Consider the following 17,864-nt stretch of genomic DNA (forward strand, 5'->3'; position numbering starts at 1 on the left):
TTTATTTTAAGGATTACAATAGTCGCAGTACATTGGATCTTCATACTGTTTAGTGTTGGGAAATAGTTTTGTCTCTTTGTGCAAACACTTTTTGCAGTGATAATTAACGCTTAAAACTGATTGTGTAGGGGAGTTGCATAAATTACATGGTAATCCTCGAGTCACTTCTTTAATTTCAAATCCAGGGGTTTTACAAAGGGGGCATTTGTTTTTTATTTTTTCAACTAATTGGTAAGTTGTTTGTTCTATAACCTTCATCCTAGTTGGATTATAACAGGCTCTCATATCAGTCTCAACAAACACTTTTCCAAATGAATTTAGGATTTCATTAAATTTTAATTTCAATTCTTCTTTATTGGTTATTCCTTTGTAACATTTTGAAAAATTAGTTTCATTTGATTTTAGAATTAGTCCGTGAGACGGGAATTGGGCGGTAGATGAAAACTCTATAAGTTCCTCTTCGGAGTTGATATAGGTTCCGTTAAAATTGGTTGAAGTACTTAATACATTGGCTACAATTTCCAAATTATTTTCCAAGTCCAATAGCATTAAGTGTTCTTCATTTGCAGGAATAAAAAATACCGAAGGGTGTGCACCAAAAGATCCCTCACTTGCAATCACTAAATCACATTGGTAATACTGTAAAGCGGATAAGCATTTTTTGCGAAGGGTTGTAATTACATCATTTTTTCTTTCCATTTCCCCACTAAATGTTCCTAATGAATCGGTATCAAATTCTTGATTTACAATACAGGTGACTCCAAATTCTTTTTCCAATACCGGAGCAATTATTTTTTCTTTTCCATGTTGAGTAGCAATCAGTAATTTCCTTCCTTCAAACATTATTAACGGACTGTTATTTTGATGATGCATTCAATTTCCAAAGTATGTTTTTCTGTCTCTGCTTGAATGATTACATCATTTATCAAAGTATTCATTTTATTTAATTCTTCAATCCTTTTTTTGGAATGATCAGTGTCCTTGTTGAAACGAATTTGACTGCTAAAATCTTCTAGACTATGAAAACTAATTTTGTTGTCAATAAGAGAGTTTAATAGAGTTTTGGCTTCATTTGGTTCAAAAATGCCCTCTATTAATTTATGTTGTGATACGTTTCCCATAGTTATAATTTTACATTAGTTATTTTTAATAAATAAGCTGAGAGGAATATTGATATTCCAAGAATAATTGTTGACAAAAATGAATATTCTGAGAGTATATTATATAGCATTGCCGAACACAATAAAATAATTATTGTTTTATAAACTGTATTATGTGATTTACAGTAAATTTGAATTCTCCTTCTCAATAGTAATTTTATATTTAGCATCTTTTTTTTGCAAAGTTCAAATTTATAAATCATATATTTTTATTTATATTTGTTATCATTTACATAAATATATTTTATGAATTATACATTTCATCAATTAAAAGTCTTTTTGAAAGTTTCTCAAACAAAAAGTATTACAAAGGCTGCAAATGAGCTTCATCTTACACAACCAGCGGTTTCTATACAATTAAAAAACTTTCAAGATCAATTTGATATTCCGCTTACAGAGGTCATTGGACGGCAATTGTATGTAACTGAATTTGGAAAAGAAATTGCAGCTACCGCAGAACAAATTTTAAATGAGGTTGAAAAAATCAATTTCAAAACTCTTGCATATAAAGGAATTTTATCTGGAGTTTTAAAATTATCGGTTGTATCTACAGGTAAATATGTAATGCCATATTTTTTGAGTGATTTTTTGAATTTAAACAATGGAATCGAGCTAGATATGGATGTTACTAATAAAACAAAAGTGATTAAAGCTTTGAGAAATAATGAAATAGATTTTGCATTAGTTTCTAGTCTGCCAAGTGAAATCAATGTAGAATCAGAAACATTAATGCAAAATAAATTGTTCCTGGTCAGTAATAAAGAGTATTTGATTGATTCAAAAATACCTAGTAATGTTTCTTTAATTGATGTGCCTTTAATCTATAGAGAAGAAGGTTCTGCTACAAGATTACATATGGAAAATTATTTTTCTAAAAAAGGATATATAATTAAAAGTAAATTGCAATTAACTTCTAATGAAGCAGTTAAACAGGCTGTTATATCAGGAATTGGCATGTCCATCATGCCGTTAATTGGTTTGAAAAACGAATTGGAAAAGGGTGATATTAAAATAATTCCTGCTAAAGGACTACCCATTGTGACTAATTGGAAATTGGTTTGGTTAAAAGGAAAGAAAATGAGTCCAGCTGCAGCCGCTTATTTAGAGTACATACAAAAACAAAAAATAATTATTAATGAAAATCAATTTTCATGGATTAATAATTATTAATCATTCAAGTTTTCATTGAAAGCCGAAGGGAGTAGGGTAGGAATGAACTTGATTAAAATGGGTAACAATAAACTACCGCCTGGTAATAGAAAAATTGCCAAGGAGGGAATTGATTTGCAAATATCTAAGAGTTGTTTTTTTATTTTTTTCTTTTCTTTTTCATCCAAGTCTCTACTAGTTGAATAGGCTAGTAGTACCATAAGTTCTTTACTTTGAACAATTTCTTTTACCAAACGAGTTCGGTTACGTGCTATAAGAGTTACGACACTCTGCGTTGTTTGATCGTAAAAATGTTTAACAGGATTGGAATAATTAAAATAAGGGATTTCCTTTTTATGTTTGGAAATAAAGAGATTGGTATCTTGAATACTTTGATTTACAAACGCGTCTGAAACTGTAAGAGCTTCGGCTAATTGGTATAAATAATACGATTCATTAGTTTCTAAAACACCATCGTTCCATAGCGCCATACCTGCCATATCAATTAGGTAATTCTTTTCTAATTCATGGGTAAAAAAATCTAATTCTAGTGTTTCTATGCTTAAATTAGAGTTTTTTGAAAATTTACTATAGCGTATTGATGCTTCAAAAAGTTTAATCAACAAATCGTCATATTGGGATTTATTGGTTTTCACCTTCAAGGCTAAAGTGACAATATTGACAATCGTCTCTTCTATTTTTTTAAGGTATTTTTCAGGAATTGTTCCATGAATTAAATATTGGCGAAAAGCCAAAACATCAATAAACAAAAGCGCATTAGTAACTAGATGAGAAAAGTTTTTACTAATAATATTTTCATTGGTTTGAACCCGCTCATCTATAAATTTCTCTAGGGTTAGCGAAGGACTGTTTTTGGGCAGTAGTTTTTTAAATAAGTTAAACTCTTCGGGATGCATTTCATTATAAAAAGAAACTGATTCTGTGATGAATTCTTTCCAGTTTAAGTCCTTTTTGGTTACTGTATAAACTTCTAGAAGACTATTGAATAAGGCAACTTTAGATACTTCTTCTTTGAACCATCCTTTGATAGGAATTGGTAATTTTGTATTAAGAGAAATAATATGCCCATAAACAAACCCCGTGTTTCTTAACGCTTCATAGAACGAGTCACTTTCAATGACCAATTTCTGTTCTGAAATTTTTTGTTCACTGAAAAATTTATCTATCCAACCAGGTACCGAAGGGTTTATCATTAACTTGAATTAAAGTTACAAAGCTAGTTTTTTTTCTTATTCTAAAGATGAAATTAAAATTAAAAAACCGTTTTGTAAATGCCTACAAAACGGTTTTAATTGAAATTGAATTAATGCTATTTAATAATGGCGGAACAGGCTAAACGAGCACCAGAATTCCCTGTAGGTTGCGTTACAAAATCATCGGCACCTTGATGTACTATCAAACCTTTTCCCAAAACATCTTTAGCAGGATCTCCACATCCAATGCACCATTCTTGAGTAGTTAAAGTGATTGTTCCATTTCCATTTTCGTCTGCTGTGAAGTTTCCAATATCGCCTTTATGGTATTCACCTTCTCCCCATTTACCGTGTTTTTTAAAGGTAGGGTTCCAATGGCCACCTGCTGAACTTCCATCAGCGGATGAACAATCTGATTTTTCATGGATATGAATGGCATGAACACCAGGTTTTAACCCGGATAATTTGGCTTCAAAAATAACCTTCCCATTTTTTTCAATAAAAGTGGCAGTTCCTGAAACAGTACTGTTACTTTTGGGTTCAAAATTCAAAGCTAATTTTTTTTCATTATTTGAATTAGCTGTTTTGCAGCCAATAATAACAGCTACAATAACAAGAATGGATACTACTATTTTTTTCATTTTTATGTTTTTTTATTAGGATAAAGTTACATCTATTAGTAGAAATATATTCAATATAATCTTAAAATATAAAAACCGCTCTGAAAAAAATCAGAACGGTTTTTAAAACAAATTAAATTCAAACTAAAAACTATCTTTCTGCTTAAAAGCAATATTTGTTTTCGGCAACTAATTTTGCCGTAATGATTTCTCTTAAACCAACTACATTAGGCATGTTGGTATATTTTGTAAATCGGCGTAATCCCATTAACATCATGCGTTGTTCATCGCCTTCAGCAAAAGAAACAATACCTTCTTTTCCTTTTTGAGTTACAATATCAACTGCTTGATACAAGTACAATTTTGCCATTGCAATTTGTTCTTGAACATTCGTTTCACCTTGTTTTTTGGCTAATTTCTCTGTACGTAATACTGTACTTTCCGCCATATAAATTTCAATCAACATATCTGCAGCAGCCATTAATAATTGTTGGTGTGCTTCTAAATCGGTTCCGAATTTCTGAATAGCACCACCCGCAACCATCAAAAAGGCTTTTTTCAATTTGCCAATCATTTCTTTTTCCTCCGAAAATAATTCGGAATAATCGGGTGAATCAAAAGAAGGAATACCCATTAATTCTTCTTGTACTTTCATGGCAGGACCTAATAAATCTACTTGGCCTTTCATGGCTTTTTTGATTAACATTCCAACAGAAAGCATTCTGTTAATTTCGTTTGTTCCTTCGTAAATACGCGCAATACGAGCATCTCTCCAGGCTGATTCCATTGGGGTATCTTCAGAAAATCCCATTCCACCATACACCTGAATTCCTTCATCGGCACAATGTTGAACATCTTCGGATACGGCTACTTTAAGAATGGAACATTCGATAGCAAATTCTTCCACACCTTTCAATTCCGCTTCTTGATGCGAAACTCCTTCTGCTTCACGAATTTTAATTCGGGTTTCAATATCTTGAGCAGCACGGTAGGTAGCACTTTCACCTGCATAGGTTGAGGTGGCCATTTCGGCTAATTTGGCACGAATAGCACCAAAACTTGCGATAGGCGTATTGAATTGTACTCTATCATTTGCGTAACTGATAGCGTTAGAGGTAACACGACGTTGTGCATCTAAACAAGCTGCAGCTAGTTTTATACGTCCAACATTTAAGGCATTCATGGCTATTTTAAAACCGTTACCTCTTTCTGACAACATATTTTCAACTGGAATTTTGGTCTCGTTAAAAAATACTTGACGCGTAGAGGAAGCTCTAATTCCTAGTTTATGTTCTTCTTCTCCGAAAGAGATTCCGTTGTCTTGAGTGTTTTCTAAGATGAATCCTGTAATGTTTTTGTCATCTTCAATTCGGGCAAAAACGATGAATAGCGAACAAAATCCAGCATTGGAAATCCACATTTTTTGTCCTGTAATTTTGTAATGCGTTCCGTCTTCAGACAAGACTGCTTTGGTTTTTCCAGAATTGGCATCACTTCCTGCACCAGGTTCTGTCAAACAATAAGCGCCAAACCATTCGCCAGAAGCTAATTTTGGCACGTATTTTTGTTTTTGTTCTTCAGTTCCATATAAAGTTATTGGCATGGTTCCAATTCCGGTGTGAGCTCCAAAAGCAGTTGAAAATGAACCTGTAGCTCCGGAAATATAATCGCAAACCAAACAGGTGTCTACAAATCCCATTCCCATCCCGCCATAGGCTTCTGGAACAGCAATGCTCAAGAAACCCATTTCACCGGCTTTACGCATGGTTTCTTCGGTTAAAGCGTAATCTTTCTTTTCAAAACGGTCTTTGTGTGGCCAAATTTCTTTATCAACGAATTCTTTTACAGAATCTCGCATCATGATTTGTTCTTCTGAAAAATCTTCGGGTGTGAAAATGTTCTCACATTTTGTTTCTTTTACTAAAAACTGTCCACCTCTGGTAATATCTTCCATTGTTTTATGTTTTTTATTGTTGATGATTTATAATCTTGATAGTTTATTTTATAATAGCTCGTAAATACCAGCTGAACCTTGACCTGTTCCTACACACATACTCACGATTCCATATTTGCTGCCACGACGTTTCATTTCGTCAAATAATTGCACCGATAATTTGGCTCCTGTACAACCCAGCGGATGGCCTAGTGCAATAGCACCTCCATTCACATTGACGATGTCAGGATTCAAATCCAATTCGCGAACAACAGCTAAAGATTGGGAAGCAAAGGCTTCATTTAATTCAATTAAATCTATGTCGTTTAATGTTAATCCGGCTTGTTTTAAGGCTTTCGGAATGGCTTTTACTGGACCGATTCCCATAATTCTAGGTTCTACACCAGCTGAGGCATAATTCACTAATCGTGCGATTGGTGTTACTCCTAATTCTTTAACCATTTCTTCGCTCATGATCAGGACGAAGGCGGCTCCGTCACTCATTTGCGAAGAGTTTCCAGCGGTTACACTACCATCTGCTGAAAAAACGGGTTTTAAATTACCTAGGGCAGCTATATTAGTATCTGCTCTTGGGCCTTCATCTTTAGTAACTGTATACGATTTGGTTTCTTTCTTTCCGTTTTCATTGATGAAAGTTTGTTCTACAGTTATTGGTACAATTTGGTTGTCAAATTTTCCTTCAGCTTGGGCTTTCAAAGCTTTTTGGTGGGAATGATAAGCAAATTTATCTTGATCTTCTCGAGAAATCGAGTATTGTTTTGCAACTGCTTCAGCCGTTAGACCCATTCCCCAATAGTAATCTTCATTTCCTGCTGCGGCAACGGCGTAATCCGGTGTTGGTTTGTAACCTCCCATCGGAATAAACGACATACTTTCAGCACCACCTGCAATTATACAATCGGCCATACCACTTTGAATTTTGGCAGTAGCCATTCCAATGGTTTCCAAACCTGAGGCACAATATCTATTGACGGTTACACCAGGAACATCGGTTACTTTTAATCCCATTAATGAAATTAATCGGCCTACATTTAAACCTTGTTCAGCTTCCGGCATGGCATTTCCTACCATCACATCATCGATTCGGGTTTTGTCGAAATCAGGCAATTCATTCATCATGAATTGAATGGTCTCTGCAGCCAATTCATCGGGTCTTTTGAATCGAAATACACCCTTTGGTGCTTTACCAACTGCCGTTCTGTATGCTTTTACTATATATGCTGTTTTCATCTTTTATATTTTTGGAACACAAATAATCAATCTGTGTTATTACATTAGATTATTAATTACGAAGCGGTTTTCCTTTAGTTAACATGAATTGGATTCTTTCCAATGTTTTTCTTTCGGTACATAAACTCAAGAAAGCTTCACGTTCAATATCTAAAAGATACTGCTCGCTAACTAAAGTTGGTTCAGATAAATCACCGCCCGCCATAACATAGGCTAATTTGTTGGCAATTTTACGATCGTGTTCAGAGATGTATTTTCCAGCTTGCATTTGGTCAATTCCCACTAAGAACATTCCAAGTGCTTGTTTTCCTAGAACTTTTACATCTTTTCTTTGAATTGGTTGAGTATAACCTTGTTCTGCCATTTGAAGCGCCACCTGTTTGGCAGTTGCAATTTGGCGGTCTTTATTGACTACAACTATGTCTTTCCCTTTTTGTAATACACCCATATCAAAAGCTTCATAGGCAGATGTCGCTACTTTTGCCATTCCAATGGTTAGGAAATATTCTTGTAATACGTTTAGTTCTACGTCGTTTTTGTGAAATAAATCGGAAGCACGTAAGGCCATTTCTTTAGATCCACCACCACCAGGAATCACACCTACACCAAATTCCACTAATCCAATATAGGTTTCAGCTGCAGCAACCACTCGGTCAGCGTGCATGGTCATTTCGCAACCACCTCCTAATGTCATTCCGTGAGGAGCAACAATTACAGGAGTTGCTGAGTAACGCACGCGCATCATCGTGTCTTGGAACATTTTGATCGCCATATTCAATTCGTCGTATTCTTGTTCGACTGCCATCATGAAAATCATTCCGATATTGGCACCCACAGTGAAATTAGCCGCTTGATTTCCAATGACCAGTCCATTGTATTCTTTTTCAGATAAATCAATAGCTTTATTGATGGCTTGCAGAACATCTCCGCCAATGGTATTCATTTTGGATTGGAATTCTAGGTTTAAAATTCCGTCACCTAAGTGCTGAATAATGGCTCCACTGTTGCTCCATACTTTTTTGCTTTCGCGAATGTTATTTAGAATGATAAAGGCATCTTGACCAGGGATTTTAGTTTGTGATTTTGAAGGTATAGCATAATAATATGTAGCGCCTTCTTTTACAGTGTAAAAACTAGAGTTGCCTGAAGCTATCATTTCGTTAACCCATGCAGCCGGTTCATAGCCTTCGGCTTTCATTAATTCGATTCCATTAGCAACACCAATGGCATCCCAAATTTCGAATGGACCATTTTCCCATCCAAAACCAGCTTTCATGGCATCGTCTATTTTATAAAAATCGTCTGATATTTCAGGAATTCGGTTTGAACAATAAGCAAACATAGCTGCGAAGTTTTTTCTGTAAAACTCACCTGCTTTGTCTTTTCCTTTTACTAACACTTTGAAACGATCAATAGGTTTATCGATGGTTTTTGTTAATTCTAAAGTAGCAAATGAAGCTCTTTTTGAAGCTCTATATTCTAATGTATTTAAATCTAAGGATAAGATTTCTTTTCCTTCTTTTTTATAAAAACCTTGCCCAGTTTTACTACCTAACCAATTATTTTCCATCATTTTGGAAATAAAATCAGGCAATTGGAACAATTCGTGTGCTTCGTCATTAGGGCAGTTTTGATACAATCCGTTGGCTACATGAACCAAAGTATCTAAACCAACTACATCGACAGTTCTGAAAGTAGCCGATTTTGGTCTACCAATTACAGGTCCGGTTAATTTATCTACTTCTTCAATAGTCAATCCCATTTCTTTCACTAAATGGAACAAGCTTTGGATACCAAAAATCCCAATACGGTTTCCAATGAAGGCAGGTGTATCTTTGGCAACAACCGAAGTTTTTCCTAAAAATTTAGAACCATATTCAGTTAAGAAATCCAACACTTCCGGATTGGTTTTTGGTCCAGGAATAATTTCGAATAATTTAAGGTAACGTGCTGGGTTAAAAAAGTGTGTCCCACAAAAATGAGCTTGAAAATCATCTGATCTTCCTTCGCTCATGAATTGGATTGGAATTCCAGAAGTATTTGAAGTAACTAAAGTTCCAGGTTTTCTGAATTTATCGATTTGTTCAAAAACTAATTTTTTGATATCCAAACGTTCTACAACTACTTCAATAATCCAATCGCAAGAAGCAATTTTGGACATATCATCTGTTGTATTTCCGGTTGAGATTCGATTAGCAAATTTGGCATGATAAATAGGAGAGGGTTTTGATTTTAAAGCATTGGCTAAATGGTCATTGACTATTCTATTTCGTACCAATTTGCTCTCTAATGTCAATCCTTTTTTCTCTTCTACCTCAGTCAATGCATTTGGTACGATGTCAAGAAGGAGTACTTCTAATCCAATGTTAGCCAAATGACAGGCAATTCCAGAACCCATTATTCCAGATCCTACAACTGCTACTTTTTTAATGATTCGTTTCATCGTTTATTAAATCTGTTTGATTAAATATATTTTTATCTTGTATTAACTCATTTATTGCATCAGACACTTCCATGAAATGTTTCAGTTTTTCTTGAGAAACATGTTGTTTAATTGTTTCATTAAATTTAAGCACCGTGTTTTTTGAAAGTTCTCGTTTTTCTTTGCCCAAATCGGTCAGGTAAATTAAGACACCACGACCATCAAATGGATTTCTTTTACGGATGATTAATCCTTTCTCTTCCATTGATTTTAGGGTGCGGGTTAGACTCGTTGCTTCCATTCCCATTTTAGGTCCTAAAGTCGTAGAAGGTGTTCCTTTATCTTTGTCAATGCTAAGTAAAACAAATCCTGTTGCCATAGTGGCACCATATTTAGCGGCCTCCTCATTGTACATTCTAGAAACTGCTTGCCAGGTTGCTCGGAGCACATAATCTATAGTTTTATCTTTCATATCATTCGGTCTAACGAATCAAATGTAAGAAATAAATACTATGCACGCATAATAAAAATAATTATTTTTCAAAAAAAAAACTCCCTAATGAATTACATTGGGAGTTTTAAATTTTGAAATCGAATTCTAGTTGTATATTTTATTGAATAAATCCTTGTATTTTTCCATGACTACTTTTCGTTTCAATTTAAGAGTTGGCGTTAAATGTCCTCCTTCAATACTCCATACATCAGGAGTCAATTCAAAACGTTTTATTTTTTCCCAATTTCCAAATTTCTCATTCAATTGATCGACTTCTTCTTGAATTCGTTCAATTACTTTAGTACTAGAAATAATTTCAGCATTGGTAGTTCCAATATTAATTTTATGAATTTTAGCCCATTCTTTTACAAAATCAAAACTAGGCTGAATGAAAGCAGCTGGCATTTTTTGGCCATCGCCAATCACCATAATTTGTTCTATAAAACGAGATTGTTTCATTGTATTTTCAATTAACTGCGGTGCAATGTATTTTCCACCAGAGGTTTTGAACATTTCTTTTTTACGATCTGTAATTTTAAGGAACCCATCGTTATCAAATTCACCGATATCACCGGTGTGGAAAAAATCATCCGTCATTACTTCTGAAGTAAGTTGTTCATCTTTGTAGTACCCCATCATTACATTGGGACCTTTGCAAAGAATTTCACCATCTTCGGCAATTTTGACTGTTAATCCATCAATAACTTTTCCTACTGTTCCTACTCTGAAACCGAAATTTCTCATATCGTTTACTGTAATAACCGGAGAAGTTTCGGTTAAACCATAACCCTCCATTACGGGAATTCCTGCTGCAGCAAAAACACGAGTTAGTCGAGTTTGTAATGCGGCACTACCAGAAACCATTAGGTCTAAATTACCCCCCAAACCTTCTTTCCATTTACTAAAAATTAGTTTTCTAGCCATTTTAAGTTGCAACTCATACCACCAACCATTTGCGCCATAAGGCTCAAAACGCAATCCTAAGTCGATCGCCCAAAAGAAAAGTTTCTTTTTGATACCAGTTAACTGCGTTCCTTTTGCAATAATACTATCATATACTTTTTCAAGTAATCTAGGTACAGCCGACATAACATTTGGTTTTACCTCTTTTATATTGTCACTAATTTTATCGATTGATTCCCCAAAGTAAATGGATACACCATAATATTGGTACAAATACAAAATCACTCGTTCGAAAATATGACAAACAGGAAGAAAACTTAAGGCACGACTTTTTCCTTTTTCAAATGGAATTCTAGGGGCACTATTAATTACGTTGGAAACAATATTGTTATGAGAAAGCATAACGCCTTTAGGTCTTCCAGTGGTTCCAGAAGTATAAATTATTGTTGCTAAATCTGAGGGAAGAACTCCATTTTTACGTTCTTCAACATCCTTTTGATTGGCTTCGTCTTTACCCAATTCCAATAATTCAGTCCAATGTTTACATCCTTCAATGGTATTGAAAGAATAGACTTCTTTTAAGGTTGGAACATTGGATTTAATGGCATTTACTTTTCGTAAAACGTCTTCGTCAGAAACAAAGCAATACGAAGATTCAGAATGATTCAGAATGTATTCATAATCCTCTTCTGAAATAGTAGGGTAAATAGGAACTGTTTGTGCGCCAGTTTGAAGCGCTCCAATATCCATGATGTTCCATTCTGTTCTATTATTAGAAGAAATGATGGCAATTTTATCATTTTTTTGAACTCCTATTTGTACTAAAGCTCTTGAAATAGCATTTGCTTTAGCGATATATTCTTGGGTAGATGTTTTGATCCATTTCCCATCTTGTTTGGTCACTAAAGCATCAGAAATAGTAAAGTTTTCTAGCTGATAGTAGGGGAAGTCAAAAAGTCGTGTAATTGAAATCATTTGGTAAAAATTTGATGCAAATTAATTAATTTAAACTGATTTGCAATATTTATTTATAATTTAAAATTCTTTGTTTGAATTAGCTAATTTTGTCCATTGAATTTTTTAAAACCAATATGAAACGATTTCCAAGATTTGAGGAGTATAAAGTAGTATTCTACAGGATTTTACTAGCGTATGTTTTTTATACTATTGCTCGTTTGTTATTCTTTTTTTACAATCGGAATTTAATTCAAATTGATGGAGTTACAGATATTGTTAGTATGTGTTACCATGGTTTGACCTTTGACACGGCGTCTATCTTGTATTTGAATTTGTTGTTTATTGTGTTTTCAATTCTTCCTTTGCGAATTAATCACAGTAAAAAGTACCAAGGATTCTTATTTTATTTGTACTTCATTCTGAATCTTTTGGGTTATGCTACTAATTATGTTGATTTTATATATTACCGTTTCAATTTTGGAAGATCCACTATTGCAGCCTTAGATTCTTTGAAACATGAAAGTAATAAATCTTTGTTGCTGATAAATTTCTTGTTTCATTATTGGCATGTATTCGTATTGTTTTTTGTAGTTTCTTATGCATGGATTTACCTGTACAAAAAAGTGTCTTTACAAAATGAATCGTCTCATAAAGGGATTACTTATTTTGGTACATCAGTGGTTAGTTTTTTAGTAATTGTTACTTTGATTATTGGAGGTATTCGAGGTGATTTTAAAAAGAGTACCCGACCAATTAATTTAATTGATGCCAGTCGTGATGTGAAAAATGTGTCCCAAGCCGATGTGGTTTTGAATACCCCTTTTGCTTTGATTCGAACATTGTTTAGCAACAATTTTAAGAAAATGCATTTTGTCGATGAAACGACAATAAATACCTTGGTTCAACCCATAAAGCAGTATAAAAACAACCCAAAATCAAAACCCAATGTGGTGATCTTTATTTTGGAAAGTAATGCCAAAGAATATTTTGGGTCGTTTAATAAAAATACAAAAATCCCCAATTACAAAGGATATACGCCTTTTGTAGATTCATTAGCGCAACACAGTTTGATTTTTACCAATGCCTATGCAAATGGATATAAATCGATTCATGCCATGTCATCTGTTTTGGCTGGAATCCCTTCTTTTAAAGACGCGTTTACGTCATCACCTTATCCTAAACAAAAAACGGAATCGTTAGTTTCTACTTTAAAAAGTGAAGGATATGCTACTTCATTTTTCCATGGTGCGCCTAATGGTTCTATGGGATTTTTAGGTTATGCTAACATCTTAGGCTTTGATCATTATTATGGCAAAAATGAATACAATAACGATGACGATTTTGATGGTGTGTGGGGTATTTGGGATGAGCCATTTTTTCAATATTTCAATACTACAATTAGCAAAGAAAAACAGCCGTTTATGGCTACCTTATTTTCAGTTACTTCTCATGAGCCTTATCAAGTTCCTGAAAAATACAAAGGGAAGTTTCCAAAAGGCGATGTTAATATCCATCAATGTATTGGGTATACCGATTTTGCGTTGCAACAGTTTTTCGCTTCAGCCAAGAAGCAACCCTGGTTTAAGAACACCATTTTTGTTTTTGTAGGCGATCATGGAAATACTATTTTTTATGATGAGTACAAGAAAGAAATGAATAAGAATGTGGTCGCGATGATGATCTACAAACCCAATTCCAATTTAAATGGTGAATCAACTACATACGCACAGCAAATTGATTTGTATCCAACTATCTTAGACCTGATTGGTTATGAAAAACCGTTTCGAAGCTGGGGTAGGAGTTTGGTAGGAGATAAGCAAATTCAACCCTTCGTAATTCGTTATTCTTCTAATCTCTACCAATTCATGAGCGGTAATTATAGCTGTACTTTTGATGGAAATAAAGTAATTGGTTTTTATGCCAAAAACGATAAAGATTTAAAGTATAATTTGATTGCCAAAAGGAATCCTGAAATGAATCAAATTGAGTTGAAATGCAAAGCCTATCTGCAAGATTATATGGCAAGGGTGATGGATAAAAAATTAGCAGAGCATTGATAATTGAGATAAAAAAAGCGACCATTTGGTCGCTTTTTTTTATTTGTTTTCAATCCATTTTCTAGCATTGACAAAGGCTTCTTCCCAAGGAGTAACTTCGTCATTTCTATCTTTTGGATAATTAGCCCAGTTCCATTGAAAAATAGAACGTTCAATATGCGGCATCATGACCAAGTGGCGACCTGAAGCATCACACAGCATAGCCGTATTGTAGTCTGAACCATTTGGATTGGCTGGATAACCTTCGTAACCGTATTTGGCAACAATATTATAGTTTTCTTCTCCCATTGGTAAATTGAATTTTCCTTCACCATGCGATACCCAAACTCCTAAAGTGCTACCAGCTAAACTAGAAAGCATAACGGACTTGTTTTCTTGAACTTTCACCGAAGTAAAAATACTTTCGTGTTTATTACTGTTGTTGTGGTGCATTTTTCCGTGTACTTCGTGCTCTGGATTGATTAATTCCAATTCCATCAGCAATTGACAACCGTTACAAATTCCTACAGACAAAGTATCTTCTCTTTTATAGAAATTAGTTAAAGCTGTTTTTGCTTTTTCATTGTATAAAAAGGCCCCGGCCCAACCTTTAGCTGACCCTAAAACATCGGAGTTAGAGAAACCACCAACGGCTCCAATAAACTGAATATCTTCTAAAGTTTCACGACCCGAAATCAAATCGGTCATGTGTACGTCTTTCACATCAAATCCAGCTAAATACATGGCATTGGCCATTTCACGTTCAGAGTTACTTCCTTTCTCACGAATAATAGCGGCTTTTGGACGTGGTTTGCTCGCATCTACAATTGGTTTTTTACCCGTAAAATGAGTTGGAAAACTAAATTGAAGTGCTTGATTTTTATAGTTGTCGAAACGCTCTTTTGCGGTTCCGTTCTTAGCTTGCTTTTGGTCTAACAAATACGAAGTTGTAAACCAAACATCGCGGTATTCTGCAATGTCTAATTTCCAATCGGCTATTTCTAAAGTAGCTGTATTGGTTGCGTTTCCAATTTTGAAAAACTCAATCTGATTGGCGTTTAATTTCGCTTCTACTGCAGCATCCGATTTGGCTTGAAGTACTATTCCAATATTTTCAGCAAAAAGAATCTTAACTAAGTCTTTCTCTGCGAAAGCACTAAAATCCAATTGTGCTCCTAAATTCACATCGGCAAAACAAAGTTCTAAAAGCGTAGTGATTAATCCACCGCTTCCAATATCGTGTCCTGCTGCAATTTGGTTGTCGCTAATTAATTCTTGAACTGTGTTGAATGCTTTTTTGAAGAAAGCCGCATCTTTTATAGTTGAAGTTTCAGAACCAATCGTATTTAATATTTGTGCAAATGAAGAACCACCTAATTGGAATTCATCTTGCGACAAATTGATATAATAAATAGAACCCGCGTCTTTTTGTAATACAGGTTCCACTACTTTTCTAATATCGGTACAATTTCCACCTGCAGAGATGATAACAGTTCCAGGCGCAATTACTTCGTCGTTAGGGTATTTTTGTTTCATCGAAAGCGAATCTTTTCCAGTTGGAATATTGATTCCTAATTCGATGGCAAATTCCGAACAACCTTCCACCGCAGCATACAAACGCGCATCTTCTCCTTCGTTTTTACAGGCCCACATCCAGTTGGCTGACAATGAAATTCCTTTTAATCCGTCTTTGATTGGTGCCCAAACAATATTGGATAAAGACTCTGCAATCGCGTTTCTACTTCCAGCAACGGGATCAATTAAAGCAGCAATGGGAGCATGTCCAATTGAAGTGGCAATTCCTTCTTTTCCATTATAATCCAAAGCCATGACACCGCAATTGTTCAAAGGCAATTGTAAGGGTCCAACACATTGTTGTTTGGCTACTTTTCCACCTACACAACGATCGACTTTATTCGTCAACCAGTCTTTACTAGCTACTGCTTCTAATTGCAATACTTCTTTTAAATAGGAAGTAAATTGCGTCGTATCGTATTGAACGTTTTTATAGTTATACGTAACCGTTTTGTCTGTCATGATGGTTTTTGGCGAACTTCCAAAGAAATCTTCCAAAGCATAATCCATAGGTTTTAATCCTGTAGATTTAGATTCGAAAGTAAAACGATGGTCGTTAGTCACATCTCCCACTTGGTACATTGGCGAACGCTCTCTATCGGCAATGCGTTGTAAGGTGTCAATGTCTTTTTTTCCAATAACTAATCCCATTCTCTCTTGGGATTCGTTACCAATAATTTCTTTTGCAGAAAGTGTTGGGTCTCCTACAGGTAATTGGTCCAAATCAATTAAACCTCCAGTTTCTTCTACTAATTCTGAAAGACAGTTCAAGTGTCCACCCGCACCGTGATCGTGAATCGAAACGATAGGGTTGGAGTCGCTTTCGACCAAACCACGAATGGCATTGGCAGCACGTTTTTGCATTTCTGGATTCGAACGTTGGATGGCGTTCAATTCAATTCCTGAACCAAAAGCGCCAGTATCTGCAGAGGAAACCGCAGCACCGCCCATTCCAATTCTATAATTTTCACCTCCAAGAATAACAATTTTATCACCTTCCTGTGGTTTGTGTTTGATCGCTTGATCTAATTTTCCATAACCAATTCCGCCCGCTTGCATGATCACTTTATCGTACCCAATTTTGCGGTTGTTTTCTTCGTGTTCAAAGGTTAAAACGGAACCAGTAATCAGCGGTTGTCCAAATTTATTTCCAAAATCAGAAGCTCCATTCGAGGCTTTGATTAAAATATCCATGGGAGTTTGGTACAACCATTTTCTTTCGGCAACCCCATTTTCCCAATTTCTATTGTTTTCCAATCGAGAATACGAAGTCATATATACCGCTGTTCCTGCCAAGGGCAACGAACCTTGACCACCGGCCAAACGGTCACGAATTTCTCCTCCCGAACCAGTAGCAGCTCCGTTGAATGGCTCTACAGTTGTTGGGAAATTATGTGTTTCGGCCTTTAATGAAAGTACCGAATCAAATTCTTTTTCTTCGTAAAAATCGGGTTTGTCAGCACTTTTTGGAGCAAACTGTGTTACTCTTGGTCCTTTTACAAACGCCACATTGTCTTTATAAGCGGATACAATATCGTTTGGATTTTCTTGAGATGTCTTCTTGATTAATTTGAATAAAGACGTTTCTTTTTCTTGACCATCAATCACGAAAGTACCATTGAAAATTTTATGACGACAGTGTTCTGAATTGGCTTGCGAAAAGGCAAAAATTTCAGAATCTGTTAATTTTCGGCCTAATTTGGCAGCTAAATTATCCAAGTATTCAACTTCTTCTGGGCTTAACGCCAAACCTTCTACTTTGTTATAAGCATCAATATTTTCAATTTCCAAAATTGGTTCTGGAGTAACATTGATGGTAAAAATATCTTGGTGTAATTCGGTGTATTTTTGCGAAAGCATCGGATCGAAATCGGTAAAATCTTCAGATGCTGGATAAAATTCTTCAATTCGAATGATTCCTGAAATCCCCATGTTTTGAGTAATCTCAACGGCATTGGTACTCCAAGGCGTAATCATAGTGGCGCGGGGACCAACAAAAAAATCCGCTAGTACGGATTTCTCAATTTTATGCGCGTCGGCAAAAAGCCAGTTTAGTTTTGAAATGTCTTCAGCCGAAATTTCGTTTTGCGTTTGAACGGCAAAAACAGTTTTACTTTGGTTTTCAAAGAAATGAATCATTGTATTGAGTTT

The 17,864-nt window shown here is 35.0% G+C and carries 12 protein-coding genes; 2 read left to right on the forward strand and 10 right to left on the reverse strand.

Annotated features, from left to right (window positions below; all coding sequences use genetic code 11):
* Positions 1-6 precede the first annotated feature (6 nt).
* Positions 7-843, reverse strand: a complete 837-nt coding sequence (locus LPC21_RS06725; RefSeq protein WP_229316396.1) for a DUF6671 family protein — start codon at positions 841-843, stop codon at positions 7-9.
* A gap of 2 nt (positions 844-845) precedes the next feature.
* On the reverse strand, positions 846-1,121 hold the full coding sequence (locus LPC21_RS06730; protein ID WP_229316397.1) for a hypothetical protein: 276 nt from the start codon (positions 1,119-1,121) through the stop codon (positions 846-848).
* A gap of 285 nt (positions 1,122-1,406) precedes the next feature.
* On the opposite strand from LPC21_RS06730, the gene LPC21_RS06735 reads away from it, so the two are divergent.
* Positions 1,407-2,330, forward strand: a complete 924-nt coding sequence (locus LPC21_RS06735) for a LysR family transcriptional regulator (RefSeq protein WP_229316398.1) — start codon at positions 1,407-1,409, stop codon at positions 2,328-2,330.
* Here the strand turns inward: LPC21_RS06735 and LPC21_RS06740 are convergent.
* From LPC21_RS06740 to LPC21_RS06770, 7 genes are all read right to left on the reverse strand, one after another.
* Entirely contained in the window at positions 2,327-3,523 is a 1,197-nt protein-coding gene (locus LPC21_RS06740; RefSeq protein WP_229316399.1) for an LETM1-related biofilm-associated protein, read from the reverse strand. The two genes, LPC21_RS06735 and LPC21_RS06740, sit on opposite strands and share 4 nt — an antisense overlap.
* A gap of 116 nt (positions 3,524-3,639) precedes the next feature.
* Positions 3,640-4,164 carry a superoxide dismutase family protein gene (locus tag LPC21_RS06745; protein WP_229316400.1) on the reverse strand — a complete coding sequence of 175 codons (525 nt, stop codon included), beginning with the start codon at positions 4,162-4,164 and terminating at the stop codon, positions 3,640-3,642.
* 142 nt (positions 4,165-4,306) lie between these two features.
* Positions 4,307-6,097, reverse strand: a complete 1,791-nt coding sequence (locus LPC21_RS06750; RefSeq protein WP_229316401.1) for an acyl-CoA dehydrogenase family protein — start codon at positions 6,095-6,097, stop codon at positions 4,307-4,309.
* A gap of 48 nt (positions 6,098-6,145) precedes the next feature.
* The gene (locus tag LPC21_RS06755; RefSeq protein WP_229316402.1) at positions 6,146-7,327 is read right to left on the reverse strand and encodes an acetyl-CoA C-acyltransferase; all 1,182 of its coding nucleotides are present in this window, start codon (positions 7,325-7,327) and stop codon (positions 6,146-6,148) included.
* A gap of 52 nt (positions 7,328-7,379) precedes the next feature.
* Positions 7,380-9,770, reverse strand: a complete 2,391-nt coding sequence (locus LPC21_RS06760; RefSeq protein WP_229316403.1) for a 3-hydroxyacyl-CoA dehydrogenase/enoyl-CoA hydratase family protein — start codon at positions 9,768-9,770, stop codon at positions 7,380-7,382.
* The gene (locus LPC21_RS06765; RefSeq protein ID WP_229316404.1) at positions 9,754-10,221 is read right to left on the reverse strand and encodes a MarR family winged helix-turn-helix transcriptional regulator; all 468 of its coding nucleotides are present in this window, start codon (positions 10,219-10,221) and stop codon (positions 9,754-9,756) included. Before LPC21_RS06765 ends, LPC21_RS06760 begins: the two co-directional genes overlap by 17 nt.
* A 126-nt stretch (positions 10,222-10,347) precedes the next feature.
* Positions 10,348-12,120 carry an AMP-dependent synthetase/ligase gene (locus LPC21_RS06770; RefSeq protein ID WP_229316405.1) on the reverse strand — a complete coding sequence of 591 codons (1,773 nt, stop codon included), beginning with the start codon at positions 12,118-12,120 and terminating at the stop codon, positions 10,348-10,350.
* Between the two features lie 116 nt (positions 12,121-12,236).
* On the opposite strand from LPC21_RS06770, the gene LPC21_RS06775 reads away from it, so the two are divergent.
* Positions 12,237-14,159, forward strand: coding sequence for an LTA synthase family protein (locus tag LPC21_RS06775; RefSeq protein ID WP_229316406.1), 1,923 nt, complete (start codon positions 12,237-12,239; stop codon positions 14,157-14,159).
* 39 nt (positions 14,160-14,198) lie between these two features.
* Here LPC21_RS06775 and purL read toward each other — a convergent pair whose 3' ends face one another.
* On the reverse strand, positions 14,199-17,852 hold the full coding sequence (gene purL / locus LPC21_RS06780; RefSeq protein WP_229316407.1) for a phosphoribosylformylglycinamidine synthase: 3,654 nt from the start codon (positions 17,850-17,852) through the stop codon (positions 14,199-14,201).
* Between the last annotated feature and the right edge of the window lie 12 nt (positions 17,853-17,864).

The organism is Flavobacterium ammoniigenes (assembly GCF_020886055.1).
GTDB lineage: Bacteria > Bacteroidota > Bacteroidia > Flavobacteriales > Flavobacteriaceae > Flavobacterium > Flavobacterium ammoniigenes.